This window comes from Streptomyces sp. NPDC058534, from assembly GCF_042717365.1.
Lineage (GTDB): Bacteria > Actinomycetota > Actinomycetes > Streptomycetales > Streptomycetaceae > Streptomyces.
The window spans coordinates 158,010-183,422 of the sequence record NZ_JBHXNW010000005.1; the positions used below are offsets into that span (position 1 = coordinate 158,010).

Genomic DNA, 25,413 nt, shown 5'->3' on the forward strand with positions numbered 1-25,413 from the left:
CCCCACGCCCTCATCACAGGAGACACCGATGACCGACACCACAGGCGAGAAGCCGCTGTGGGACCGTTCGGCCGACGAACTGGCCGCCGGGATCCGTGAGAAGTCCTTCTCCGCGACCGAGGTCGCGCGGGCGTTCCTCGCACGCGTCGAGGAGACCAACCCGGCGCTCAACGCCCTCGTGGACCTCCGGCCCGAGGAAGCGCTCGCCCAGGCCGCCGCCGCCGACGCGGCGATCGCGGCCGGAGAGGAGCTTCCTCCGCTGCTCGGCGTCCCGGTCTCCACCAAGATCAACACCTCGCAACGCGGATACGCCAGCTCGCACGGCGTACCCGCCTGGGCCGGCGCCGTCGCCCAGGAAGACGCCGTCTGCATCGCCGCGCTGCGCGAGGCCGGCGCCACGTTGATGGGCCGCAGCAACAGTCCCGCCTTCGCCGTGCGCTGGTTCACCGGCAACGACCTGCACGGCAGGACGCTCAACCCGTGGCACAGCGGCCACACTCCCGGCGGCTCCTCCGGAGGCGCCGCCGCCGCGGTCGCCGCCGGGATGACCCCGATCGCCCAGGGCAACGACATCGGGGGCTCCGTACGATTCCCCGCCTACTGCTGCGGCGCGGTCGGCCTGCGCCCCACCATGGGCCTGGTCTCCGGCTCCGAACCGCGCGGGGCGGAGGAGTTCGACAGCCCCATGTCCTTCCAGACCATGGCCGTCCACGGCCCCCTCGGCTGGACCGTCGACGACGTCCGCCGCGGACTGCACGCCATGGTGACACCGGACCTCAGCGACCCCGTCGGGCTGCCGGTGCGCCCGCCCCTGGGCGAGCCCGGCCGGGTCAGGGTCGCGATCGTCCGCGACGCGGGACTGGGCAAGCCCCACCCCACGGTGAACGCCGCCCTCGACGACGCGGCCCGCTGGCTCAGCGAGGCCGGCCACGACGTGGAGGAGGCCGAGCTGCCCCTGCTCGGCGAGGCGGCCCGGCTGTGGTCGCTGCTGCTCTACCAGGAGCTGCGCACGATGATGTCCGAGATCGAACGCTTCGGCGACGACACGGTCCGTGAATCGCTGGCGTCCTCCTTCCGGGCCTCGGCGGAGACCTGGGGCGAGCACCCCACCCTCGCCACCTACATCAAGGGCTACGCCCGCCGGGGAACCCTCATCAGCCGCCTCCAGCAGTACCTGGGCAGCGAGCGGATCGTCATGACGCCGGTCTGCGCCGAGCCGCCGTTCGAGCAGGACGCGGACCTCGCCGGCGACACCCGCGTTCGCGAGCTGCTGGCCGCGCAGTGGCCGATGCAGGCGGTTCCGGTACTCGGCTTCCCGGCCGTGTCCGTCCCGACCGGCATCCGCGACGGGCTGCCCTCCGGCGTACAGCTGATCGGCGGCCGTTTCCAGGAAGACCTGCTGCTCCACGTCGCAACGGCGATCGAGACGCGGACCACGCGCACTCGCCCGACCCTGTCCTGGGCACACACCGGCTGACCCCGCTCCCGAGCCGATGAACAACGTGCCCCCGGCGGTCCCGGACGACCGCCCCACGTCAAGGCACTGCGACAGGCCGTGTACAGCGCCGGCCAGGAGCGGCTGTGAACGACCACCGCCTGCTCGCCGGCGACCTCGGGCTCGTCACACCGCTGACCTCGTTCCTCGCCGTCGTCTGCCTCTGCTTCCTACTCTGTCTCGTCACGAGCATGGACAGCGACCAGACATCCGCCTTCTACACGGCCGATCGATCCCTTCCCGCCCTGCGCAACGCCCTCGCCCTCTGCGGCGACTACATTCACGCGACGGCCCTGATCGGCCCCATCGGCACCGTCGCCCTGGGCGGCTACGACGGCATGGTGGTGGCCGTGAGCGCGAGTGCCGCGCTGGGCATCCTGCTCGTGTTGGCGGAGCCGCTGCGCAACAGCGGCCGCTTCACCCTCGGTTCGATCCTGGAGACCCGTATGGCGGGCAACGCGACCCGGATCGCGGGCACGGTGCTGACGGTGGTCGTGTGCGTTCCCCTCACCGTTCTTTCGCGGCCTTCGGCGGCATGCGAGGCACCAGCATGATCCAGACAGGCAAGACGTTGCTGGTCTTCGGTGTGATCCTCGCGCTGACGGCTGCCGCCGCCGGCCGTTTCGGCTGGGACTTCGGCACGATGCTGGACCCGGCCGCGCTGGGCGGCGGCCAAGCCGGTGTCCTGTACGCCCCCGGGCAGCTGTTCGGGGACACGTCGACCGGCACGCTCGAGCTCTTCTCGCTGTGCCTCACCGTGTCCCTCGGATCCGCCGTCGTGCCTCCCATCCTCATGCGCATCAGCGCCTCCGTGGATGGTCGGTCCGCCCGGCGCGCTTCACGCCACGCGGTCGTCATGGTCACGCTGTTCCCGGTGCCATGGTCCTGCTCGGCCTGGCCGCGGCCGCGGTCGTGGGCTCTCGGGCGATCGTCGCCGACGACCCGCAGGGCAACTCCGCGCTGTTCCTGCTCACCAGCAGCCTCGCGCAGGGGGCCGGCGGAGGGACGTTGTTCACGATGGTCGCCTGCGCCGTCTTCGTGACGGCCCTCGCCACGGTCGCCGGACTCACCCTCGCCGCCGCGGCGTCGCTGTCGCACGACATCTACGCCTGGACGCTGCGCCACGGCGCCGTGACGGACAGACAGGAGGTGACGGTGGCGCGATGGGCGATCGTGGCACTCGGAGTGGCGAGCGTGTTCCTGTCAGTCCTCCTGCACGAATGGAGCTTTCTCTTCCTGGCGTCGTTCGCCGCGGCGGTGACCGCATCGGTGATCCTGCCCGCCCTGGTCTACACGCTCTTCTGGAAAGGCTTCACCCGGCTCGGACTGCTGTGGACGCTCTACGGCTCCCTGGCCTGCTGCCTCCTGCTCCAGGTCTTCAGCCCGACCGTGTCAGGGCACCGCTATTCGCTCCTCCCCACACACGACTTCCACTGGTTCCCGCTGCAGAACATCGCTCTGGTGTCCGTTCCGGTGGGCTTCCTCCTGGGCTGGCTCGGCAGCCGACTCGGTCCGCGGACACCGACAGAGCGCGTCCGGCACGCGCAGGCGGAGGCCAGGATGCTCACCGGTCTCGACTGAACCCGACGCGGTGACGGGGTCGGCGTAAAGCGGGACCTCACAGCCCGAAGTCCAGTTCGAGGGCGTCGGTCAGGAGTTGTTCGGTCCACAACGTCTTGCCGTGCTCTGTGTAACGGCTTCCCCAGCGGTTGGAGAGCTGCGCGACGAGGAACAGCCCGCGGCCGCCCTCGTCCGTCGGCCGCGCCCGGCGCAGGCGCGGCTGCGTCTCATTGGTGTCGGACACTTCGCACGTCAGCACCGTGTCCAGCACCAGCCGCAGCCGAAACGGCCCCTCCCCGCCGTAGCGGATGGCGTTGGTGACGAGCTCGCTGATGATGAGTTCGGCATTGAACGTCAGATGGCTCAGGGCCCATGCCTCGAGGTGGCCGTCCACGAACTTCCGTGCCTGGGCGACGACCGCGGGATCGGCGGGGAACCCGAAGGAGGCGACCCTGTCCGAGGCCAGGCGACGGGTCCGGGCGACGAGGAGGGACACGTCCTCGTCCGGAGATGCGGGCAGGAGTTCTTCGACCACCCGGTGCGCGGCTTCCGCCGCCGTGCCCTGCTGCTCGACGGCCTTCCGCAGTGTCCTGGTGAGCCGGTGCCGACGCAGGCCGTCCTCGTCACCGGCCAGGAGGGAGCCGGTGAAGAACGCGAGCAGACTGCCCGGCAGCAGCTCGACGGTGACCGACTCGAACGGATTCCCGCCTACGCCCAATGCCGGTCCGGGCTTCGCGTCGAGGTCCCGTACGTCCCCGCCCGGCGCGACGAGCAGCGGCACCGGGTGCCCGGCGCTGGCCATCTCGCACCAGCCTTCGACGGCGTCGTACACGCAGTACAGGCAGGTGGCTCCGGTCGCCAGCGGGCCGGTGGGACCCACCGGACGTACAAGTCCGGCTTCGGGCGGCGGTTCGTCGCCGCCCGGTCCCGGCTCCGCCTCGCCGAGCCTGACCGCCAGATCATCCAGATGTGTCAGCAGCTCGCTGGGCGGCAGCTCCAGATCCGCGAGCGTCTGAACCGCCGTCCGCAGCCGGCCCATCGTCGCCGACGCCCCCAACCCGTGTCCGGCGACCTCCCCGACGACCATCGCCACCCGGGCCGAGGACAACGGAATGACGTCGAACCACGTTCCGCCCATACCCTCCGTCGTGGCGGCCGGCACGTACCGCCCGGCCGTCTGCACTGCGCTGCTCTCACTGGCCGCCGGCGGCAGCAGACTGCGCTGCAGGGATTCGGCGGTGCGCTGCTCTCGGGTGTAGCGACGTGCGTTGTCCAGGCCCAGAGCGGCTCGTGAGGCGATCTCCTGCGCGAATTCGGCGTCGGCCTGCCCGAACGGAGGCTGCCGACGGGTTCGCCACAGGGGCACGGCACCCAGTACATGCCCCCGTGCGGTCAACGGGGCGACGAGAAAGGACGACGCTGCGTCCGGCAGCAACAACCGCGCACGGGCAGGGTCGTCGGCCAGCAGCTCCCGCCACTCGCTCAGTTCCGATTCGACCATGGGGAGCCCGAGGTTCAGATTGTCGCTCTCGCGCCGCCGTAGCCGGAAGGTCGCCTCACGGGCATACACCTCAGTCGGCCACTGCCCGTCATGGGCCGATACGGCGACGCGCCGCAGAGGGGCACCCGTCCGGAAGTCGCTGGGCTCCTCGCCCAGCAGGACGGCCTCCGTCAGATCCACGGCCGCCAGGTCCGCGAACCCCTGGCTCACCAGGCAGTCCGCCAGTTCCTCCGCGATACGGCGCATGTCCAGGTCGCCGCTGATGCGCTCCGCCACAGACTGGAGTAGACCCATCCGCTGCCTGGCGACATACTGATCGGTCACCTCGGTGAAGATCGCCGCCACGCCGATCGGGCGGGCGTCGGCGTCCTCAAGCCGAAAGGCCGACAGCGAGACCACCCGCTCAAGCTCGGGTGCATCGCGACGTCGGGCCCTATGCACCCAGTCCACCAATGGTTCACCGGTGTCCGCCACGCGTCGCAGTTGCTCGTTCCCCGCGGCGGCGTCCTCCGGCAGCACGATCTCCTCGATGCGCTTTCCCAGCGGATCGATTGCGGTCCCTGCGGCCGACGGCGGGCCAAGCGACTCGGGGAGGTTCAGCCGCGTCGTGAACAGGTCAAGGTCATGGATCGCGAGGCCGACCTTTTTCTGTTGGAACAGCGCCCGCACCAGTGCGGTGTTCTCCTCGCGGCGCACCGCCACCAGGGCCGGAACGATCTCGATGAGACAGCCCCTTCCGTCCGGCCCCCATGTACGGTGCGCCTCCCACCACACCCGCGCCATCGACCCGTCCTGTTGCCGCACGTCCGCCCAGCCACTGCGGTCCTGCGGCGGAAGCGGGGCGGACACCACGTCCCAGCCGTGGAAATCGATCGGCAGTTCGCTCACATGCCCACCACACACGTCCTCCGCCCGGCGGCTGGTCACCGTCCGTAGCTGCCCCTGGCACATCACCACGCGTCCGGCACCGTCCAGGAGCAGCACCACACGGCCCCCGGACACCTGCTCCACGTCAAACAGGTCGGTGCGCCCGCTCACCGGACCCTCCGTCCATCCGTTGGGCAGCCTGGGCAGCAGCCTTACATCAAGAATAGGCACGATGCGGCGAGGCCGCTGCTCAGGCACGACCATGCACTCGGGCACCGAGATGAAGGCGTTTGCCCCGCCCCCCGGTGACGGGGCAAACATCTTCGGTGTGTGGGCCGCTTCGCCGGCGGGAGATCAGGCGGCAGCTCTGTGCGCCCTTCTCCGCGGTTGCCAGCCCGGCTTCGGGATGGACTCGATGAGGCGCTGCGTGTAGGGGTTCTGCGGGTGGTTGAGGACGGTAGCGACCGGGCCGTGTTCGACGACCTTTCCCGCCTGCATCACCAGCAGGTCGTCGCTGATGTGCCGGACTGCCCCGAGGTCGTGTGTGATGAACAGGAGCGCGGTCCCGGTGTCCGCCCGGATGCCAGCGAGCAGCCCCAGGATCTGCGCTTGGATGGACACGTCGAGGGCCGCGATCGACTCGTCCAGGATCAGCGCCTGTGGTTCGGCCGCCAGAGCGCGGGCGATGGCGACGCGCTGACGCTGTCCGCCCGAGAGTGCCTTCGGCAGGGAACGGGCCTGCCGGTCGTCCAGGCCCACCATGTCGAACAACTCCGCCACCCGGGCCCGGAGCCGGTCCACGGGCAGGCGCCGACGCAGCAGCACCGCCTCGGCGACGGCATCACACACACGCTGGCGCCGGTCCAGGGACGAGTACGGGTCCTGGAAGACCATCTGGATCCGCCGGCCGCGGGCTCGCCGCTCGCGTGACCGAAGCCGTCCCGGCCGCCGCTCGTCGCCGGCGACGACGACGTGCCCGCCGCTGGGCGTCTCAAGCCCGGCGATCATGCGGGCGGTGGTCGTCTTGCCGGATCCCGACTCGCCGACGATCGCCAGGGACCCGCGCTCGGGAAGTGCGAACGTCACGTCGTCGACCGCGACGAAGTCGCCGAACATCTTCCGCAGGTTGCGTACTTCAAGCATGTCTGCCGGTCTCCTCGGGCGAGAACGTGTGGGGGAAGTGGCAGGCCGCCGTGCTGCCACCGGCGGAACGCGGTTGGGGCCGGTCGCTGCGGCACACGTCCCGCACGCGGGGACATCGGTCGCCGAAGGCGCAGCCGTCGGGAGCTTCGAAGCCGGACAGGGGTCTGCCGGCGATGGAACGCAACTCTGCGTCGATGTCGTCGAGCGAGGGACGGGAGGCGAGCAGGGCGGAGGTGTACGGGTGTGCGGCACGGCCGCGCAGACGGTCGGCGGGGAGTTCTTCCACGGTCGTGCCCGCGTACATCACGACGACCTTGTCGCACACGGCCGCCGCCAGTTCCAGGTCGTGGGTGATGAACAGCATCGCCAGCCCGCGGGCCTCGCGGGCCTCCGCGATGATGGCCATCACTTCTTCCTGCGTGGTGACGTCGAGCGCCGTGGTGGGTTCGTCGGCGAGCAGCAGTCGCGGTTCGGCGGCCAGCGCGGCGGCGATCATGACGCGCTGGAGCAGGCCGCCCGACAGCTCGTGGGGCCGTTGCCGCATACGCCGGTCGGCGTCGGCGATGCCGACTTCCCGCAGGATCCCCGTGACCTTCGCCATGGCCTCGGCGACCGGGACACCGCGTGCGGTGGTCAGCCCCTCCACCAGGAAGTCACCGACGCTGCGGGCAGGATTGATGTGCGCCCTGGGGTCCTGGAACACCATGGCCACCTCGGCTGCCCGGAACCGGCGACGACGCTCCGCCGTCATCGCGGGAACCGATTCCCCCGCGAACAGCAGGTCTCCCTGGATCCGGGCGCTCTTGGGCAGCAGGCCCAGAACGGAGCGGGCCGTCAGGGACTTGCCCGATCCCGACTCGCCCACCAGCGCGACGGCCGCTCCCTCGGGGATGCTCAGGTCGGCACGGTGGACGACGGTGCGCTCGGTTCCGTCGAGGGGCAGGTCGATTCTGAGCTCGTTGATCTGGAGCAACGGTGATGACGTCATGCGATCTCTCCGAGAAGACGTCGGGACAGTCCCGTCCCCAGCAGGTTGAACGCGACGACGACGATCAGGATGGCAAGGCCCGCGTACAGCGACTGCTGTGGGTGGCCGGCGAGGATCGAGGGGGCTCCGTTGGACACCATCAGGCCCCACTCCGGGTCCGGCGGCCGGCTGCCGAGTCCGAGGAAGGAGATGGCGGCCACGTCGAGCAACGCGTATCCGAAGCCGATGGTGGCCTGGACGAGGACGAGGGGCAGCAGGTTCGGCAGCAGGTGCCGGAGCCAGATGCGTGCGGTGGGGGCGCCGAGGAGCTGGAGCGCCGACACGTACGGCAGGTTGCGTTCTCTGGTCGCGGCCGATCGTACGACCCGGGTGATCAGGGGGAGGTAGGCGATCGACAGTGCCACGATCGGTGCGGTGAGTCCGGCCCCGAAGACCGCGGCGACGAGCACGGCCATGATCAGTCCGGGGAAGCCGAACACGACGTCCAGGGCGCCCGAGACGAACCGGTCGAGCCATCCTCCGAACCAGGCGGCGGTCAACGCGAGGAAGGTGCCGAGTGTCGTGGAGACGACGATCACCGCGGCGGGGGCGGCGAGACTGGCGCGGGTACCGCTGATCAGCCGGGACAGCAGATCACGACCGGTGTCGTCCGTCCCGAGGAGATGGTTGACGGAGGGGCCGGCGTTGACGTTCATCGGGTCGACGGCGTTCGGATCGTGCGGGGCGATCAGCGGTCCGAACACGGCCAGCAGGACGAACAGGCCCACCACACATCCCGCGCCGAGCGTCAGGTGGTCGCGGGGGCGTCCGGTCCTCGGCTTGGCGGCGCTGCGGGTGAACAGGGCGGCGGTCATCAGGCCCCCTTCTGCGCGGTGCGGGGGTCGAGGGCCGCGCTGATCAGGTCGACGGTGGTGTTGATGACGACGAACACGACCACGAAGATCAGGGACACGGCCTGGACCACGGTCATGTCCTGCTTGGACGCGGCCTCGATCATGAGGGCGCCGAGCCCTCCGGTGCCGAAGGCCTGCTCGGCGACGGCCGCCGTGGCGATGAGGCCTGCGATACCGACGCCGGCGACCGCGAAGACGGGGCCGGAGGCGTTGTGCAGCACGTGCCGCCTGATCACCGTCCACTCGGGGACGCCGCGGCTGCGAGCGGTTTCCACGTGCTCCGAGCGCATCTCGGCCCGGACGGCGGTCCGGGTCACCTGGGCGACGTAGCCGATCCATGTCAGCGCCAGCGCGACGGCCGGCAACGTCAGATGCGAGAGGGTGCCGGTGAAGCCCTCGCCCGAGCCGTACACCGGGAACCACGGGAGCCGGACGGCGAAGAGCCAGATGAGCAGGACCGCCATGACGAAGGTCGGTACCGCCATCGCACCCGCCGTGAACGTCGTGGCCAGCGTCTCGGTGCGGCCGCCGCGCAGTGCGGCGACGGTGCCGATGACGGTGCCGGCGGCGAGGACGAGGACGGAGGCATAACCGACGAGCGCGAGCGTGTCACCGGCGCGGCCACCGATGAGGCCGGCGACGGAGTCTCGGTAGACGAGGGATCTGCCGAAGTCCCCCTGCAGGCAGCTGCTCAGCCAGTGCCAGTAGCCCTGGATGAACGGATCGTCCAGGTTGTACTCGCGGTGGATCTGCGCCAGCACCTCGGGGTCGGGGTTTCGGCTGCCGCCGACGAGCAGCGTGGCGGGATCCCCGGGCGCGAGGAACATCGCGCCGTAGATGGCCAGACTGGACACGAAGACGGTCACGACGAGCGTACCCAGTCGGGTGGCAACGAACCGGAGTGTCATCTCGGGTCACCTCCACCGAACCGTGCTTGGGCCTCGGGCAGGACCGTCAGACACAGGCGAGAGGGGTGGGCGGATCCGGTCCAAAGCTTCTGCAGACTCACCTTGGGAGCCGTCGCCAGCCACGGGTTCTCCAGCGAACCGGAGTTGGGCAGGTGGTTCGGGAAGTCGCTGCCGGCGATCATCAGCGCGAGACGGTGGCCCGGGCGCACCCGGTAACCGGTGTGTCCGAGGGCGACCTCGACCCCGCCGGGCCCGTCGGCCTGGGTGCAGCCGCGCAGGATCAGGCGCGCCGTACCGTCCGGGGCCAGGTCGAGGAGGCGGACGAACACGTCGAACGTGGGCGCCGTGCTCTCCACATGCAGCACCGTGTGCACGGGACCCGCGAGGTCGAGCGGCACGTGTGAGGCGGGGCTCGTGAAGACGAGGACATCGTCCCGGTCGAGTACGGGACGCTCGTCCGCATGGTCTCGCAGCTGCATGAAGGTGTCGGTCGCGGCCGACGGCACGAGATCGTCCGGGTCGTATCGCCACTCCGCCGATTCGGTACCGGCGGCCGGGCGGGGAGTGAGCGTGCCGCCGGGGCACGTGCCGGTCGCCGAGGCCGGCTCCGCGAGATACAGCTCTGTCTGCGTGACCATTGGCGGCGGCCACGTGGTGGAGGTGCGCCAGCCCACGTGGCCCAGCTTCCAGCGCACGCGGGGAACCGACTCGGGCCGGGCGGTGCCCTTGAGGAAGGCGTCGAAGAACTGGAGGGCGGGTCCGGCGTAGGAGTCGAGCATGCGGTCGAGGGCGTCGACGTCGACCAGATGGTCGGCGTCGGGCGAGACCGGAGCGTTCTCCAGGAAGTAGTTCTCGTGATCGATGGTGTCGGCGATCAGGTACTGCACGGCCGACCATCCCGGACGCCGGGCCAGCTCGGTGTAGTCGCGCATGTGGGCGATGCCCAGGTTGTCGAACCATCCCACGCAGTGCAGGACGGGCACCGGTCGGGCGTCGTAAGGGTGTGGCCCGTTGTAGGGGGCCAGGGGGATGCCTCCGACGATGAGGTCGAAGCCGGCCGAGCGCTTGCCGATCGCGGTGAACGCCTCCTCGTACGCCGCGAGCAGAGGGCGCCGGGTGAGGTCGACGTCGAATTCGTAGGTGTCGTTGTCCGTCCAGACCTCCGCCTGATAGGTCGTCGCCTCCAGCCATGGGGGCTGAGGTCCGGAGCCTGTGTCGTAACTGGCGACGCCGGGACCGTTGTTCGTACAGGTCACCCGGGGGACAATCGCGCGGAGCGCGGGATGCTGACTGGCCACCGCCGACCATTGGGTGAATCCGTAGTACGAGTCGCCGAACATGCCCACGATCCCGTTGGACCACGGCTGGCGAACGACCCACTCGATGGTGTCGTACCCGTCATCCACCTCTCCGGTCCAGCCCAGAGTCTGGCCCTGTGAGCGGAACTTGCCGCGGACGTCCTGGACCACCACGACGTATCCGCGTGATGTGAACCTCTGCGCGATCCTGTCGAAGAAGACGTACCGGCTGTTCTTGTCATAGGGCAGGCGGGCCAGCACGGTCGGTGCCGGCTCCCCCGGGTCGGCGGCGTACACATCGGTGGCCAGCAGCACTCCGTCACGCATGCGCACCATGTGCTGCTGTGCGTGCGGAGGCACTGGCCCCGGGATGACGCGCTGGACGGCAAGGCTCATGAAGCCCTCCACGGAAGCAGAGATTCAGAGAACAGCGTGATATAACAACGTTGCATCTGAGTGCGCTCAACGTCAACCCCCTCTGAGCTAGGTTGCTGCCATGCCGATCGACGTCGACGAAGTCCAGCGCCTCAAGGCGATCGCCGAGGCGACCCTCGCTGTCGCCGCCCGAGAGGGAGCGAGCGCCATCACCATCCGTGCCGTGGCCAGGGAACTCGGCGGGTCCACCGCGATGGTCACGAACTACGTTCCTACGCGGATAGCTCTGATCATCAACGCCGTGCGCGCGGCGGAATCCCGGTGGCGGACCGACCTGGAAGCCCACCTGGCCGACCAGACCGGCGCGGACCGACTGCGAGCCACAGTGGAATGGCACCTCAGCACGGAACCCGAAGACCTGCTGCTGCGCACACTCTGGGTCGAGATGCTCTCCTCGGCGCACGCCGACCCCGCGAGCGTCGACCGCCACGAGCCCCGCGCATCGCGCGAAGAGTTCCTCGAGGCTGCCGCCGCCGCAGGAGTGCCCGACGCCGGTCTCGCCGCCGACGTCCTCTCCCTGCTGACGCGCGGCTACTACGTTTCCACCATGGAGGAGCCGGCCTACTGGACAGCGGAGCGAGCCGGCCGCGTCGCCAGAGCAATGGTGGACGCCCTCATCGGCGACTGAGCAAGGACACTGGGAATCGTGGCCGAGTACGAGTTTTCAGGCCTGCGTACGGGCAGTTCGGTGCGGTGATTGCCGGCCCAGTAAGCCTATAGGGCGGACCGATGTACGACGATGGGCGCAGTTGTTCTTTGGAACGTGGGACGTGCTCAGTCCAGGTCGGACATGTCGAGCACGAAGCGGTGGCGGACGTCGTTCCTCCGGAGGCGGTCGAGTGCCGTGTCCACCTGTGACGAGGGGAGCACTTCGACGTCGGCAGCGATGCCGTTGTCGGCACAGAACTGGAGCATCGCGGCCGTCCCGGATCGGCCGCCGCTGCCTGCGGAGGTGAGTTTCTTGCGGCCCACGAGCAGGTCCATGACCTCAACGGTGACCGAACCCAGGTATCCGAGGAGACTGAGCGTGCCGTCCATCGCCACCAGCTTCAGATACGGGGCGAGATCATGGGGTGCGGAGATGGTGTCGATGACGACGTCGAAGCTGTGCGTGCTCGTGCACCACCCTGCGCGCAGCCGGCGCCCGGCTCCTCACCCGCGCCCAGGACGCGGGCACAGCGCGGAGTGACATCGATGGCGCCGACCTGTTTGCGCTGGTAGCCATGCTCGCCTGGGTCGGCGATCAACCTCCGCTGGCGTCACGCTCCGACCACCTCTTTGACATCGTCGCGAGCGCGATTCTGACGAGCGCAGGGAGCAGCGATGCCGAAGAGAAACGGCCCCCTCGGACCCGTAGCTGAAATCGTCGCGCACGCGGACCAGCGAATTCGGCAGGAGCGGTTCGACGCCGAGGGCGGCACCTCCACCCCCATGCTGCCGGCCCCTTCCCACCACGCCTCCGCGACAGGCCCTCGCATTCCGTTTGGTGATCAGCCAGGCACGGGGAGTGATCATGACGATCGGCCGCTGCACACCGGTGGAAGCCTCGGAGCTCCTAGCCTCGCTGTTTCACTTGGGTACGGCTGGCTTTGGGGCGGAAACGCGAAAGTGCCTTCCTGACCTGGGACGATGAACCTTGCTGAGGGGTTCTGTCGGTCCAGGCGGAGGGCACTTTCTACGTGCAGAGTATCGGGTTGCGTCCCAGGGTCCATGTCAGTGCCGACGGTTCGGGGGTGGTCGGGCATGCCGGGGCACGGTTGCTGGCCGATCTCGCGGATGCCACCGGGCTGACCGCCGCGTGCTCCGCCGCTCTCCGGCCGCTTCGGCCGCGCGGGACCGGGCATGATCCGGGCCGGGACGCCACCGACCTGGCGGTGATGCTCGCCGACGGTGGTGAGGCGATCGCGGATCTGGCCGTGCTGCGGAACCAGGCGGGGGTGTTCGGCCCGGTCGCCTCCACGCCCACGGCTTGGCGGTTGCTCGCCGACACCGACGAGGCTGCACTCGCTTCGCTGCGAGCGGCCCGTGGTTCAGCCCGGGACGTCGCCTGGATGCAGGCCGCCGAGACCGGCGAGGGCATACCCGCTGCCCGGGCCGGCGGACGAGAACTTCCCGGCCTGGTCCTGGACCTCGACGCCACGCTGGTGGCCTGCCACTCCGAGAAGGAGCAGGCCGCACCCACCTACAAGGGCGGCTTCGGCTTCCACCCGCTGCTGTGTTTCCTCGCGAACACCGGCGAGGCCGTGTCGGGGCGGCTGCGGCCCGGGAACTCCGGAGCCAACACCGCCGCCGATCACATCACGGTGCTCGACCAAGCGCTCGCGCAGATCCCCGACGCTCACCGGCACGGCACCGACATCCTCATCCGCGCCGACAGTGCCGGATCCGCGAAGGCCTTCCTCGCCCACGTCCGCGACCTGCGGAAACGAGGAATCCGTACCTTCTTCTCGGTCGGATACGCCATCACCGAACCGGTCCGCCGGGCTGTCCGGACCATGCCCGGCCCTCTCTGGCATCCCGCCCTGGACCAGGACGGGACGCTGCGTGACGGCGCCGAGGTGGCCGAGCTGACCGGCATGGTCGATGTGGACGGCTACCCGGCCGGCACCCGCATCATCGTGCGCCGGGAGCGGCCGCACCCCGGAGCCCAGCTGTCCCTGTTCGACCAGGACGAGGGCCTGCGCCACCAGGTGTTCCTCACCGACACCCCATACTCCGGGGGCGGATCCGCCCAGTTCCTGGAGGTCCGCCACCGCGGGCACGCCACCGTCGAAGACCACATCCGGTGCGGCAAGACCACCGGCTTCGGCCGCTTCCCCTCCCGCGACTTCGCCGTCAACGCCGTCTGGCTCGAACTCAGCCTCGCGGCGATCGACCTGCTGGCCTGGACGCGCGTCCTGCTGCTGGACGGGGAACTGGCCACTGCCGAGCCGAAGAAGCTCCGCTACCGGCTGCTGCACGTCGCCGCCCGCCTCACCCGCGGCGGCCGACGCCTGCGCTTGCGGATATCGGCGACCTGGCCCTGGAGAAACGAACTGGCCACGGCCTTCCATCGCCTCGCCGCACTGCCCCGTCCCCCCGGCTGACCGGCAGACCCCTGACCGCCCACGACCCGAAGGACCCTGGAGAACCCGACCACCGCGCCGGGTCTCCGCCATGCCCGAACACCGAAATCGCGTCGGCCAACCGACAGTTACCCCACAACGACGCCTCATCGCCGCAACCGAAACGGCGAGGCTAGTGGGCGTCGCCCAGCACAGCAACATCAAGCTGCACGGTGTGGCCCGGCAGCTGATGGACACCGCCGCCGGCCACCGGCTGCCCCGCCTGCACGCCGGGCCGGTCTGGAATTCGGCCTCGGACTGGCCATCATGCTCGTCATCAGCGTCCTCGTCGGCCTGACCGAGGGCAACGCCAGCGGTGACTCCCCACCCCCCACGCCCCGGACTGCTCCATCCGCCGCAGGCCCCGTCAGGGCAACGCCAACCTCCCTCAGGGTGGGGCTCGGGCTCGGGGTGGGAGATGATCGTTCTCCGGACGTCGGCGTGGGTGACGGTGTGGTCGCAGACCTGTCGTCGCCCACGGAGCTGCCACCTTTCCCCGCACCTCGGGGGAACCTCAAGCCGATTAATGGCCCTGGAACATTCAGCCGGCTCAGAATCTCGGCAGCGACAGGCAGAGCACCCAGACACTCCACCGCAGACGTCACCGCCACGTCACAGCGCTGACGCCGAGACCGTGGCCCGCAGGGACCGGGAAGTCATCGATACACCCCGCCACCAGCCCAGACGCCCCGAAACCGGTCGCACCGCACGAATCAACGACCCGCGAAGGACGGGTTTAGGGTGCCTCCATGACCCCAATGACCTCCATGAACTCCGTGACCCCACTTGCCGCCGGCCGCTGCCACGCCGCACTCAACCCCTTGCACTCCTTGATCTACTTCGCCCCCGAGGCTGAGCAGGAGTACACGGCCGCCGGGCTGGAGGCCGGGCGTATGCCGTACTTCGCGGGGCGGGCCGCTGCCATGGGGCCGGTCGGGGCGGGGGTGGTGGCCGCCACGTTCTACAACTTCAGCCCGGGCCTTGTGGCCCGTCACATCCCCCGCGCCTGGGACCTGGCCGAGCCGAAGGAACTGCTGAGCGCCCGGCTCACGGCGGTCGACCGTGCGCTGCGACGTCTGCTCGGCGACGGCCTCCCGGACGAGCCCGACGTACGGGAGGCCGCCGGGCTCGCCGCCACCGCGACCGAGGTGTGCGGCCCGGCCGGGCGGCCGCTGTACGCGGCTCACGCCGGCCTTCCCGTGCCCGAGCAGCCGCATCTCGCGCTGTGGCACGCGATCACCCTGTTGCGCGAATACCGCGGCGACGGCCACCTCGCGGCGCTGTCCGCGGCCGGGCTCGACGGGCTGGAGGCGTTGATCAGCCACACCGCCACCGGCAAGGGCTTCACGCCCGAATTCGCCCGGCAGAGCCGCGGCTGGACCGAGCAGGAGTGGGACGCCGCGAAGGAGCGGCTGCACGGGCGTGGTCTGCTCGATTCCGCAGGCCACCTCACCGCGCGTGGCAACGAGCTGCGCCGCGAGGTGGAGGAGACGACCGACCGGCTGGCACTGGCGCCGTACGCGCACCTGGGCGGGCCGGGGGTCGAACGGCTCACGGAGATCGGATCGCGGCTGACCCGTACCGCCCTGGCCGCCGGGGCGTTCCCACCAGGTGTCTTCGCCCAAGGCTGAGCGGGCGGATCCGGCCCAGGTCGGCAGGAAGACCGACGAGGCCGTCGCGTCCATCAACGACCGGGACACGCCTGTGGCGCTCTATGCGTTCAGGCAGTCCGGGGCGACCGGCTGGTGGCGGAGACCTCCTGGGGTGGCGTCGGAATCGGATTGCCGGTCGCCCATCTCGCTGTGTCCGGCCTGCCGTTCGGAGGTGTGGGCGAGCGCGGTATGGGCCGGTACCACGGTCGCTACCCGCTGAAGAGTTTCAGCCACCGCAAGGCTGTGCTGGACAAGCCACTCGGCTGAGTCGGCACCTGCTGCGAGGTTCGGATACGAGCGTCCGCGGGCGCCCCACGCTCGTCGACAAGATCGATACAGGCCTCGGAGTCTCCGGGGTCTCGTCCTGCCGCGTCCAACGGATCACGGAGCCACACCATCAGGTTCCGGTTCCCCGGCCGGCGCTCGCGGGGCGGGCCGGCACCAGGGGGTACGGAGAGTGGCGATCGCCCTGCGGTTCGAGGACGGTGCGCCAGGTCGGCGGCAAGGTCCAGTACATACGCGGGAAGGAAGGGCTCAACGGGGAAGGCCGGGGCCCTCTGGGCCGACAGGGATCATCGCCCCCTAGCCGTCACCCGTGTGGTGAGGACGCAGTCGTTCGTAGTCGCGCACACAATGGCGATGACCGACTTGAAGGGTCGGCATCCGCCGCGTCAATTCGTAGCCGGCAGCCCGGCTGCGGTGGCGGCGATCATGCGTTGCAGCGTCGGCCGGAACAGTGGGAACACCCGTGCGATCTCCGGTTCGCGGTCATACAGCTCGCGCAGTGCCTCCGGAGGCCGGGTCAGCGGAAACAACTTCGTGACGAACGCGCTCGCGGCCATCACCAGGGAAGTTCCGTCACGGACGGTCAGCTGTGGGCAGGCGGCGGCGATCCGCTGGCCGACGGTGAAGTAGGTGTCGATGGCCCACAGCTTGTGGACCCGCAAAGCCTCGACTGAAGCGTTGTGTTCCAGCATCGTCTCCGCATGGGTGGTGAGGTCGCAGTACAGCGGCCGGTCGGCGTACGCGTCGGCGAGCGCGGCCGCCGCCGCGGAGAAGCCTCTCGCCTCGCGCAGCGCGGTGCCTGCCGCGGCCGCCCAGTCCGTGCCTTCCCGCATCGTCAGATGCAGGTCGATCTCCTCGCGCGTGCCGAAGTAGCGCAGAACGTTGGACTTGGACAGCCCGACCGCCGCGGCGATGCCGCCCAGGCTGACGCGGCCCATCTTCGCCCCGAACGGCAGACTCATGACCGCCGGCTCCGATCTCCGCCAGACCATCGACGCCTTCGTGGCCGCCGTCAATGACCCCGATCTCGACCGGGTCATGTCCTTCTTCGCCGAGGATGCGCGGTACCTGCCCGGCCGCGGTCCCGAGTTGCGCGGCCTCGCCGCGATCCGGGCGGAGTTCGCGCCGCAATTCGCCGGCCGCTACGGCGCGATGACCTTCGACGTGTACGACCAGGTGATCGACGAGCCCCGCGGCCGGGCGACGATCCGGTGGGCGTGCCGGCTGGACCTGACCGGCGCGCACGGTCGGCGCGCAATGCCACTGCTGCGGTGGTTCGCCCGGATCCGTTACAGCGGCCGCATGCAGTGGCACGGCTTGGACGTCTTCCACTTCAATACCGCCGGCCAGATCACCGGCAAGTTCACCTACGCGACCTTCTGTCTGCCGCTCTGGGAACGAGTCCTCTGACAAGACTGGCGGCGATGCGCCCGAACGTCTGGTCCCAGGGCGGGCCCCTCGCGGGCCTGGGGAAGTGAGTCTCAAGCCCTCGGGGAAGCCCTCCAGGAACTCGCGGCGCGAAGGATCTCAGTCAAGCGGTCAGGGGCGTGCGTCTGCGGCCCGCCTCCTTACAGCCCCCTCGTGACGTACGCCACACCCCTGAATACCTAGCTTTCACTAGGTATTAATCGCATGATGGCCGCCATGCTCCACCACTGGACCCCGACCGCACGTGTCGTCAGCCCCCGCCCCTCCGGCCCCGCCTCCACTGAAGGCGGCGCCCGCCCCGCCGCCCTGCTGCGTGGCGAATTCACCATGCGGGCCGCAGTGCGATCGGCGCAGCTCCTCGTCACCGCCCTCGGCGTCTACGAGCTGGAGCTCAACGGAACCGTCGTGGGCGACCACGTCCTGGCCCCCGGCTGGACGAGCTACCGCCACCGGCACCGCTACCAGTCCTTCGACGTCACCGCCCTGGTCCGCGAGGGCGGCAACGCCTGGGGCGCCCATCTGGCCGACGGCTGGTACCGGGGCCTGCTCGGATTCAACGGCGGCACCCGGGACATCTACGGCGAGCACACCGGACTCCTCGCCGAACTGCGCATCGAGTACACCGACGGCTCCGCCGACACAGTCGCCACCGGGGACGGCTGGCGCTGGAGCCCCGGGCCCGTCCGCGCCGCCGGTCTGTACGAGGGTGAGGAGTACGACGCCCGCCGCGAGCAGGCCGGCTTCAGCGAACCCGGCTTCGACGACTCGGCGTGGCAGCCGGTGGAGGTCCTGGAATTCGACACCGGGGTCCTCTTCCCGGCCGACAGCCCCCCGGTGCGCCGCACCGAGCACCTCGCACCCGTCTCGGTGACCACCTCACCCACGGGCCGGACCATCCTCGACTTCGGCCAGAACCTCGTCGGACGGTTGCGCATCCGCGTCCGCGGCGAGGACGGCCACACGGTCACCCTCCGCCATGCCGAGGTGCTGCAGGACGGCGAACTCTGCACCCGTCCGCTGCGGCACGCCACCGCCACCGACCGTTACGCCCTGCGCGGCGACCCGGCGGGCGAGGAGTGGGAACCCCGCTTCACCTTCCACGGCTTCCGCTACGCCGAGGTCGAGGGCTGGCCCGGCGAGCTCGACCCCGCCGACATCACTGCCGTCGTCCTCCACAGCGACCTGCGCCGCACGGGCTGGTTCTCCTGCTCGGACGACTCCCTGAACCGCCTGCACGAGAACGTGGTGTGGGGGATGCGCGGCAACTTCGTCGACGTACCCACCGACTGCCCGCAACGCGACGAGCGCCTCGGCTGGACCGGTGACGTCCAGGTCTTCGCCCCCACCGCCGCCTTCCTCTACGACGTCCGTGACTTCCTTCGCTCCTGGCTGCGCGACCTCGCCGCCGACCAGGGCGACGACGAACGCCACGTACCCCCGGTGTTCAGCCCCGACATCCCGGTGATCACGCCGGTGCCCATCCCGCCCGGCAACCCGCCGATGGCAGGCTGGTGCGACGCGGCCGTCATCGTCCCCTGGGTGCTGTACGCGCGGTACGGCGACACCGAGGTGCTGCGCGCCCAGTACCCCTCGATGCGTGCCTGGGTCGACGCCGTCGACGGGATCGCCGGGCCGGAGCGGATCTGGGGTGAGGGGTTCCAGTTCGGCGACTGGCTGGACCCGACCGCCCCGGCGGACGATCCCGGCCGCGCGATGACGTCGTCCACCCTGGTCGCCACGGCGTACTTCGCGCACTCCGCGCGGCTGCTGGCCCGCACCGCCGAGGTCTTGGAGAACGCCGAGGTCCTGGAGAACAAGAGCGACTCCGCGCGCTACCACGCCTTGGCCGACGCGGTCCGCGACGCCTTCCTCGCCCGCTTCCGCGCCGGAGGTGGACGGCTCACGGAGGAGACCCAGACCGCCTACGCCCTCGCTCTGTGCTTCCGGCTGCTGGAGGACGACGCCGACCGCGCGGAGGCGGGACGCCGGCTGGCCGGCCTGGTGGCCGAGCGCGGGCACCGCATCGGCACCGGCTTCCTCGGCACGCCCCTGGTGTGCGACGCGCTGACCGACACCGGACACGTGGACACCGCCTACCGGCTGCTGACCCAGCGGTCCTCCCCCTCGTGGCTCCGCCAGGTCGACATGGGCGCCACCACCGTGTGGGAACGCTGGGACAGCATGCTTCCCGACGGCAACGTCAACCCCGGCGAGATGACCTCGTTCAACCACTACGCGCTCGGCGCGGTCGCCGACTGGATCCACCGCACCGTCGCCGGTCTGGCCCCCGCCGAGCCGGGCTACCGGCGGCTGCTGGTCCGCCCCCGTCCCGGAGGCGGCCTCACCTGGGCCAGGGCCGAGCACGACACGCCGCACGGTCGCGCCGAGATCGGATGGAGTCGCGAGGGCGGCACGCTGCACGTCGACGTCCTCGTGCCACCCGATGTCACCGCAACGGTCGATCTGCCGGGCACGGAGCCCGTGGAGATCGGGCCCGGTCGGCACTCCTTCTGGACCCCGTTTCCCGCCATCGCACGGTGACGCCCGCGGCGTCGGCCTCAGGACGACCGCTCACCGGACAACCAGTTCCCGGCTCACCGGCTCACCGGCTCACCGGCTCAGTGCAAGGAGCACACATGACACACCCCAGCCTGCCCGACAGCTTCCTGTGGGGCGTCGCCACCGCGGGGCACCAGAACGAGGGCCACAACAGCGCCAGCGACACCTGGTTCCTGGAGCACACCACGCCCTCACTGTTCCGCGAGCCGAGCGGACCGGCCTGCCGGGGCTACCAGCAGTGGGCTGCGGACCTCGATCTGGCCGCCGGACTCGGACTCAACGCCTTCCGGTTCTCGGTCGAATGGGCCCGTGTCGAACCGGAGCGCGGTGTGGTCTCCGCCGAGGCCCTCGACCACTACGAGCGCAAGGTCGACGGCTGCCTGGAACGTGGTCTGGCACCCCTCGTGACGTTCAGCCACTTCACCGCACCGCACTGGTTCGCGGCGGCCGGTTCCTGGACCGCCGCCGACGCCCCGGCACGGTTCGCCGAGCAGTGTGACCGCGTCATGGCCCGCTTCGGCGACCGCATCGCGTACGCCGTCACCCTCAACGAACCGAACCTGGAGCAGCTGCTCCAGGCGGGCGCGAAGCTCCCGGCCGAGGCGGAGACGCTCAAGACGCGGATGCTCGCGGCCGCCGCACGCGCCGCCGGAAGCGACAGCTACGCCAGCGCGAACGTCATCCCCGCCCACCGGCAGGACGAGTTCCAGGCGGCGCTCACCCTTGCCCACCGCGCCGCCCGCGACGCGATCAAGGCCCGCCGCGGCAACCTGCCCGTCGGCGTCTCCATTGCCATCGCCGACGAAGTGGCGATACCCGGCGGCGAAGCGCGCAGGGACGCCAAGCGCGCCGCGGTCTACGAACACTGGCTGCGCGAGGCCCGCCGCGACGACTTCATCGGCGTACAGAACTACGAGCGCATCGTCCATGGCCCCGACGGCGAAGTGACAGTCGACGGCGAGCTCAACGGCATGGGCACGGCCATCACGCCCGAGTCCCTCGCAGGCGCCGTGCGCTACGCCCACGAGGTGACGGGGGTACCGGTCCTCGTGACCGAGCACGGCATCCAGACCTCGAACGACGCACAGCGCGCCGCCTTCGTTCCCGCCGCGGTCCACGGGCTCGCAGCAGAGATCGACGCGGGCACGCCCGTCCTCGGCTACTGCCACTGGACGCTCATGGACAACTTCGAGTGGATCTTCGGGTACGGGGCTCAGCTCGGGCTGCACGAGGTCGACCGCGAAACGTTCCAGCGCCGCCCGAAGCCGAGCGCGAAGGCATACGCGGACGTCGTGCGGAGCTACCGAGGTACGCCCGTCGGCAGCTGGACCTGACCGCTCACGGAAGGCCGAGCGCAGTGGTGCGGGCCGCGCGGCGCACCAGTTTGGGCGTGGCCCGTGGGCTTTCCAGCGGGTGCGCGGCGCGGCGCTGACTGGTTACGGACCGGCAGGGGGAGACGATGGCATGGGAGGTGTTTCCATGGGTGAGTACGTCGAAGCCAACGGAACCACGATCTGGGCCGAGAGCCATGGCCAAGGGCCTGACGTCCTGCTGATCGCAGGGCTGAGCGACCCCGCCGAGGCATGGCAGGCGCAGCTCGACGGACTGTCGGACCGGTACCGGGTCATCGCCTTCGACAACCGGGGGGCGGGGCGGACGCCGTTGCCCGACGGGCCCCTGTCCGTGGCCATGATGGCCGACGACGCCGCGGAACTGCTCCGGGTGCTTCGGGTCGACAGGGCGCATGTCGCCGGGTTCTCGGGTGGCAGCGTGATCGCCCAGGAGCTGGCCCTCCGTCACCCGGAGGCCGTCCGCAGCCTCGTCCTCATGAGTACGTGGGCACGGGCGGACGCCTACTTCACCACCATGGGCCGTTTCTGGCACTGGCTGGCGACGCAAGCGCCCGACGAGCGCGCCATGCTTGAGGCGTTCTTCCTGTGGATCTACACGCGGCGCGCCCATGCCGACGGCACGGTGCAGCGGATCATCGACGAAACGCTCGCCTTCCCCCACCCGCAGTCCGCCGAAGCCTTCCAGCGTCAATTGGAGCCGTTCATGCACCACGACACGCTCGACCGGCTGCCCGGCATCACCGCCCCGACCCTCGTCCTGGCCGGCGAACAGGACATCGCCTCGCCGCCGCGGTTCGGACGGGTCGTGGCCGACGCCATTCCGGGAGCTCACCTCGAGGTCATGGCGGGGGAGGCGCACCAGCCGTTCCAGGAGTCCCCGGACCTGTTCAACGCACGGGTCGACGCCTTCTGGCGCGAGGCCGGCGGTGAGACCCTGCCGGGCTGATCCTCAAGCGGCGCCCATCGGCGGCCGCCGCCGGCGTCTGCACCATGAGTGCGGGGGCGCGCCCGGCAGAGTGAGTCTTCAGTAGTCCAGGTGTGCGGCATGCCTGTTTCTCGTTGTCGGTGGGCTACGGCCGTCGGGGGTTCAGATGACGGGGGCGGCGTCGGATTCGGAGGGGTCCCGCAGCGGCGGGATGAGCAGTGAGATCGCCAGCGTCAACGCGGTGAGCAGCGCCCCGGTCCAGAAGAGCCATGCGTAGCCGCCGTCCTGGTAGAAGGCGGTGCCGTCCACGACTGTGCTGTGTGTGGCGAGGGCGGCGAACGAGAGGGCGGTGACGATGGCGCCGAAGAAGTTGATGAGCATGTTGAGCATGCCGCTGCCCAGCCCTTGCTCGTCCTTGGACACCACACCGACGACCAGCACCGGTGCTCCCGCGACGACGAGACCTGCGCCGAGGTTGGCCAGGCACGAGGTGAGGATGAGTTGGGTCTCGTCGGCGTGGAAGAAGCCCACCAGGCCATAGCCGACCGCCATCAGGGCCAGCCCCGTCCACCAGAGCAGGCGGGCATCGGTCCTGCGCAGGAGGCGGCTGGCGACGATGCCGGCCCCGAACATCACGGCGTTCCAGGTCACGCTGACGACGGCGTTGTGCTGCGCGGTCCATCCGAGACCGGCGGAGACGCCGGGGATGTGCGGGTAGAGGGCGAGCAGGATCGCCATGCCGGGCATGGTGTAGGCGACGGACTGAGCGAGCCCTCCGGTGACGAGGACCAGGGCGACCGGGCGGCGGCTGAGCACCTTCAGGTCCAGGATCGGGTGGGCGCTGGAGCGTTCCACGAAGAAGAAGACGACCAGTGCCGCCAGACCGGCGGTGAGCCAGCCGAGGGTCTTGGCGTCGGCCCACCCCCAGCTCTGTCCCTGGCCGACCGCGTAGACGATCGCGGTCAGCCCTCCGCCGAGGACCAGGCCGCCGAGCCAGTCGAAGCCGGGCCGGCGGTCGTGCCGCGGGGTCTGCGGTACCAGGAAGGCGATCAGCGCGAAGCCGACGGCGGAGGCCGCGGCGAGGAACCACATCACGCCTTCGTAGCCCCAGCCGTCGACCAGCCGGCCGGCCAGGAACGGCGCGGCCAGGGCCACCAGGCCGAGGCTGCTGCCCAGGACCGCGCTGGCCGGCTTGACCAAGCGTGCGGGAAAGATGTCCCGCACGGCAGGGAAGGACAGGGCGGCGAACGGACCGTAACAGCCGGCGATGGCCCGTCCGACCAGCAGCAGCCAGAAACTTCCCGCCATCGCGGCGATGACGTCTCCGATGACCCCCAAGCCGGTCATGACGAGCATGAGCCGCTTCTTGCCGTACCGGTCACCCAGTTTCATCACGAACGGCGTCAGCAGCGTCGAGACGAGGACGACCGTCAGACCGAACCAGGCCACGTGGGTGGTGTGGAAGCTCTGCGCCACGCTGGCGGTGGCGTTGGCGCCCAGGATGCCGGCGGCGGCCAAGAGCTGGGTCGGCCAGATGAGCGCAATGAGTACGGTGACCAGTCGCGGGGTCCATCCCGCGGTGTCGACGGGCGATTCTGCGTCGAGCGGGGGACTGGCAGACGTCGGCGTCATGAAGCCGCTCCTTTGGCGAACAGGGAAGGGTCGGGTTCGTGCGTGGAACGGCCAGGCCGTGCGCCAGGGCTCAATCTCGGCCACAGGCTCGAAAACGTTCCCTGGCTTTCGGATGATGATGAAGCCAATACTTAGTGGACGCTAGGCATTGAAGGAGTGATGCACGTCACACATAAGGGCTTCCAAGGTGGCCCTCGCCCGGCGGCAGCGGCGCTCACGCGGGAGTCGGCGACGGGACTCGGTAGATTGTCGGCATGGGGACACCACGGGGGCCGCGCGGCGGCTACGCGACAGGGCTGGCGAGGCGCAACCAGATCCTGGAGGCCGCGCTGCTGCGTTTCGGCCAGGACGGTTACCGCAAGACCTCACTGGCCCGTGTCGCTCGCGACGCCGGGATCACCGACGCCGGGCTGCTCCATCACTTCCGCGACAAACAGCAGCTCCTGCTGGCCGTGGTGCAGTACTGGCATCAGCAGCTCGACGAGCAGTGGGCACGCGTGTCCGACTCGGTACGGGACGCCTTTCGCTGCCACCTGGACGACACCGCCGAGATCCTCACCATGCCGGGAATCCTCGAACTGGCCGTCGTAGTGGGCGCCGAGGCCACCGCTCCCGACCACCCGGCGCACGACTTCTTCTCCGGGTGGCAGGAGAAAGGTGTGCGGGAACTCGCGGACCGTCTGCGCGCCGGCTCCGCGTCGGGTGAACTCGAAGCGGGCCTGGATCATGAGAGCATCGCCCGGGAGTGCGCGGCGCTCGACGCCGGGCTGCGGGTCCAGTGGCTGGCCAGCGGGCGTTCTTTCGACTTGATCGCCGTGATGCGCTCGCACCTGGACCGCCTGATGCGCCACATCTCGTCCGATGGCGAGGGGCTGTAGCGCTGGGGGAATCACCAGAGGCGGTCGGATACATGCTGACCGGCTGGGCCTGTTGGCGGTACCCGCCCGACTACCATGTGATCAGTACCGGCTGCCCAGTATGCCTCCAACCCGGGGCGCCGGCGTGCATGCCGGCGCCCCGCCCCGACACCGGCAGAGGCGTACAGCGGCCCGAATGCGCCGACCGGCAGCGCCGCCTCGCGCCACAGCCACCGCATACCGTCAGGCAGCCTGACACCTCTCGCCCACTCGTGCCGGAGGTCCGCCATGCCATGCCCATGGAGTTGCACCCACTTCTGCCGAGCGCACCTGTGTATGCCAGGCGAGCCGAGCAAGGCGAGCCTCGTCGCGAAGGGCATGGGCGACGGCAGCCCGGCGCCGCGGTGGCCGCAGCAGAGCCGTCGGCGTGGGGGGGGCGCCGCGGGGGGGCGCGCCGACAGAGCGCGCCGCCCCCGCAACCCCCCACCCCGAGGGGGGGCGCGCGCAGCCGGGGAGGAAAACCCCACCCCA

19 protein-coding genes and 3 pseudogenes are annotated in these 25,413 nt (G+C 70.2%); 13 read left to right on the forward strand and 9 right to left on the reverse strand.

The window, feature by feature from the left end; genetic code table 11:
* Window positions 1–28: 28 nt before the first annotated feature.
* The 3 genes from ACFWR9_RS04670 to ACFWR9_RS04680 all read left to right on the forward strand — a co-directional run bounded on the left by ACFWR9_RS04670 (window position 29) and on the right by ACFWR9_RS04680 (window position 3,076).
* Window positions 29–1,477, forward strand: coding sequence for an amidase (locus ACFWR9_RS04670; protein WP_383835461.1), 1,449 nt, complete (start codon window positions 29–31; stop codon window positions 1,475–1,477).
* Window positions 1,478–1,581: 104 nt separating this feature from the next.
* Window positions 1,582–2,049 (forward strand): hypothetical protein, encoded by a 468-nt coding sequence (locus ACFWR9_RS04675; RefSeq protein WP_383835464.1) that lies wholly within the window; start codon window positions 1,582–1,584, stop codon window positions 2,047–2,049.
* A 325-nt stretch (window positions 2,050–2,374) separates the two neighbouring features.
* On the forward strand, window positions 2,375–3,076 hold the full coding sequence (locus ACFWR9_RS04680) for a hypothetical protein (protein ID WP_383835467.1): 702 nt from the start codon (window positions 2,375–2,377) through the stop codon (window positions 3,074–3,076).
* A 37-nt stretch (window positions 3,077–3,113) separates the two neighbouring features.
* Here ACFWR9_RS04680 and ACFWR9_RS04685 read toward each other — a convergent pair whose 3' ends face one another.
* From ACFWR9_RS04685 to ACFWR9_RS04710, 6 genes are all read right to left on the reverse strand, one after another.
* Window positions 3,114–5,594, reverse strand: a complete 2,481-nt coding sequence (locus tag ACFWR9_RS04685) for a SpoIIE family protein phosphatase (protein WP_383835470.1) — start codon at window positions 5,592–5,594, stop codon at window positions 3,114–3,116.
* 183 nt (window positions 5,595–5,777) lie between these two features.
* Window positions 5,778–6,566, reverse strand: a complete 789-nt coding sequence (locus ACFWR9_RS04690) for an ABC transporter ATP-binding protein (protein WP_383835473.1) — start codon at window positions 6,564–6,566, stop codon at window positions 5,778–5,780.
* The gene (locus ACFWR9_RS04695; RefSeq protein ID WP_383835476.1) at window positions 6,559–7,554 is read right to left on the reverse strand and encodes an ABC transporter ATP-binding protein; all 996 of its coding nucleotides are present in this window, start codon (window positions 7,552–7,554) and stop codon (window positions 6,559–6,561) included. The genes ACFWR9_RS04690 and ACFWR9_RS04695 overlap by 8 nt, the downstream gene beginning before the upstream one ends.
* Window positions 7,551–8,408, reverse strand: coding sequence for an ABC transporter permease (locus ACFWR9_RS04700; protein ID WP_383835479.1), 858 nt, complete (start codon window positions 8,406–8,408; stop codon window positions 7,551–7,553). The genes ACFWR9_RS04695 and ACFWR9_RS04700 overlap by 4 nt, the downstream gene beginning before the upstream one ends.
* The gene (locus ACFWR9_RS04705; protein WP_383835482.1) at window positions 8,408–9,355 is read right to left on the reverse strand and encodes an ABC transporter permease; all 948 of its coding nucleotides are present in this window, start codon (window positions 9,353–9,355) and stop codon (window positions 8,408–8,410) included. The genes ACFWR9_RS04700 and ACFWR9_RS04705 overlap by 1 nt, the downstream gene beginning before the upstream one ends.
* The gene (locus ACFWR9_RS04710; RefSeq protein ID WP_383835485.1) at window positions 9,352–11,049 is read right to left on the reverse strand and encodes a CocE/NonD family hydrolase; all 1,698 of its coding nucleotides are present in this window, start codon (window positions 11,047–11,049) and stop codon (window positions 9,352–9,354) included. Before ACFWR9_RS04710 ends, ACFWR9_RS04705 begins: the two co-directional genes overlap by 4 nt.
* Before the next feature lie 100 nt (window positions 11,050–11,149).
* Here ACFWR9_RS04710 and ACFWR9_RS04715 point away from each other — a divergent pair, with 100 nt between their 5' ends.
* Window positions 11,150–11,716, forward strand: coding sequence for a TetR/AcrR family transcriptional regulator (locus ACFWR9_RS04715; protein ID WP_383835488.1), 567 nt, complete (start codon window positions 11,150–11,152; stop codon window positions 11,714–11,716).
* Between the two features lie 146 nt (window positions 11,717–11,862).
* Here the strand turns inward: ACFWR9_RS04715 and ACFWR9_RS04720 are convergent.
* Window positions 11,863–12,192: pseudogene (locus tag ACFWR9_RS04720) on the reverse strand (NAD(P)-dependent alcohol dehydrogenase); the annotation flags it as partial.
* 11 nt (window positions 12,193–12,203) lie between these two features.
* Here ACFWR9_RS04720 and ACFWR9_RS04725 point away from each other — a divergent pair.
* From ACFWR9_RS04725 to ACFWR9_RS04740, 4 genes and pseudogenes are all read left to right on the forward strand, one after another.
* Window positions 12,204–12,449 (forward strand): annotated as a pseudogene (locus ACFWR9_RS04725) (TetR family transcriptional regulator); the annotation flags it as partial.
* Between the two features lie 288 nt (window positions 12,450–12,737).
* Window positions 12,738–14,174, forward strand: coding sequence for an IS1380 family transposase (locus ACFWR9_RS04730; protein ID WP_383835524.1), 1,437 nt, complete (start codon window positions 12,738–12,740; stop codon window positions 14,172–14,174).
* 785 nt (window positions 14,175–14,959) lie between these two features.
* The gene (locus tag ACFWR9_RS04735) at window positions 14,960–15,823 is read left to right on the forward strand and encodes a hypothetical protein (RefSeq protein ID WP_383835527.1); all 864 of its coding nucleotides are present in this window, start codon (window positions 14,960–14,962) and stop codon (window positions 15,821–15,823) included.
* A gap of 34 nt (window positions 15,824–15,857) precedes the next feature.
* Window positions 15,858–16,111, forward strand: a pseudogene (locus ACFWR9_RS04740) (aldehyde dehydrogenase family protein); the annotation flags it as partial.
* Between the two features lie 404 nt (window positions 16,112–16,515).
* On the opposite strand, the gene ACFWR9_RS04745 reads toward ACFWR9_RS04740, so the two are convergent.
* On the reverse strand, window positions 16,516–17,091 hold the full coding sequence (locus ACFWR9_RS04745) for a TetR/AcrR family transcriptional regulator (protein WP_383835491.1): 576 nt from the start codon (window positions 17,089–17,091) through the stop codon (window positions 16,516–16,518).
* On the opposite strand from ACFWR9_RS04745, the gene ACFWR9_RS04750 reads away from it, so the two are divergent.
* From ACFWR9_RS04750 to ACFWR9_RS04765, 4 genes are all read left to right on the forward strand, one after another.
* Window positions 17,090–17,539 carry a YybH family protein gene (locus tag ACFWR9_RS04750; protein ID WP_383835494.1) on the forward strand — a complete coding sequence of 150 codons (450 nt, stop codon included), beginning with the start codon at window positions 17,090–17,092 and terminating at the stop codon, window positions 17,537–17,539. The genes ACFWR9_RS04745 and ACFWR9_RS04750 overlap by 2 nt on opposite strands.
* A 234-nt stretch (window positions 17,540–17,773) precedes the next feature.
* Entirely contained in the window at window positions 17,774–20,098 is a 2,325-nt protein-coding gene (locus tag ACFWR9_RS04755; protein ID WP_383835497.1) for a family 78 glycoside hydrolase catalytic domain, read from the forward strand.
* A 95-nt stretch (window positions 20,099–20,193) separates the two neighbouring features.
* Window positions 20,194–21,450, forward strand: coding sequence for a family 1 glycosylhydrolase (locus ACFWR9_RS04760; protein ID WP_383835500.1), 1,257 nt, complete (start codon window positions 20,194–20,196; stop codon window positions 21,448–21,450).
* A gap of 145 nt (window positions 21,451–21,595) precedes the next feature.
* Window positions 21,596–22,414, forward strand: coding sequence for an alpha/beta fold hydrolase (locus tag ACFWR9_RS04765; RefSeq protein ID WP_383835503.1), 819 nt, complete (start codon window positions 21,596–21,598; stop codon window positions 22,412–22,414).
* A 141-nt stretch (window positions 22,415–22,555) separates the two neighbouring features.
* Here the strand turns inward: ACFWR9_RS04765 and ACFWR9_RS04770 are convergent, their stop codons facing one another.
* Window positions 22,556–24,025 carry an MFS transporter gene (locus ACFWR9_RS04770; RefSeq protein WP_383835506.1) on the reverse strand — a complete coding sequence of 490 codons (1,470 nt, stop codon included), beginning with the start codon at window positions 24,023–24,025 and terminating at the stop codon, window positions 22,556–22,558.
* Window positions 24,026–24,279: 254 nt separating this feature from the next.
* Here ACFWR9_RS04770 and ACFWR9_RS04775 point away from each other — a divergent pair, with 254 nt between their 5' ends.
* A complete protein-coding gene (locus tag ACFWR9_RS04775) occupies window positions 24,280–24,903 on the forward strand; it encodes a TetR/AcrR family transcriptional regulator (RefSeq protein WP_383835509.1) in 624 nt (207 codons plus the stop codon).
* The last annotated feature ends 510 nt before the right edge of the window (window positions 24,904–25,413 follow it).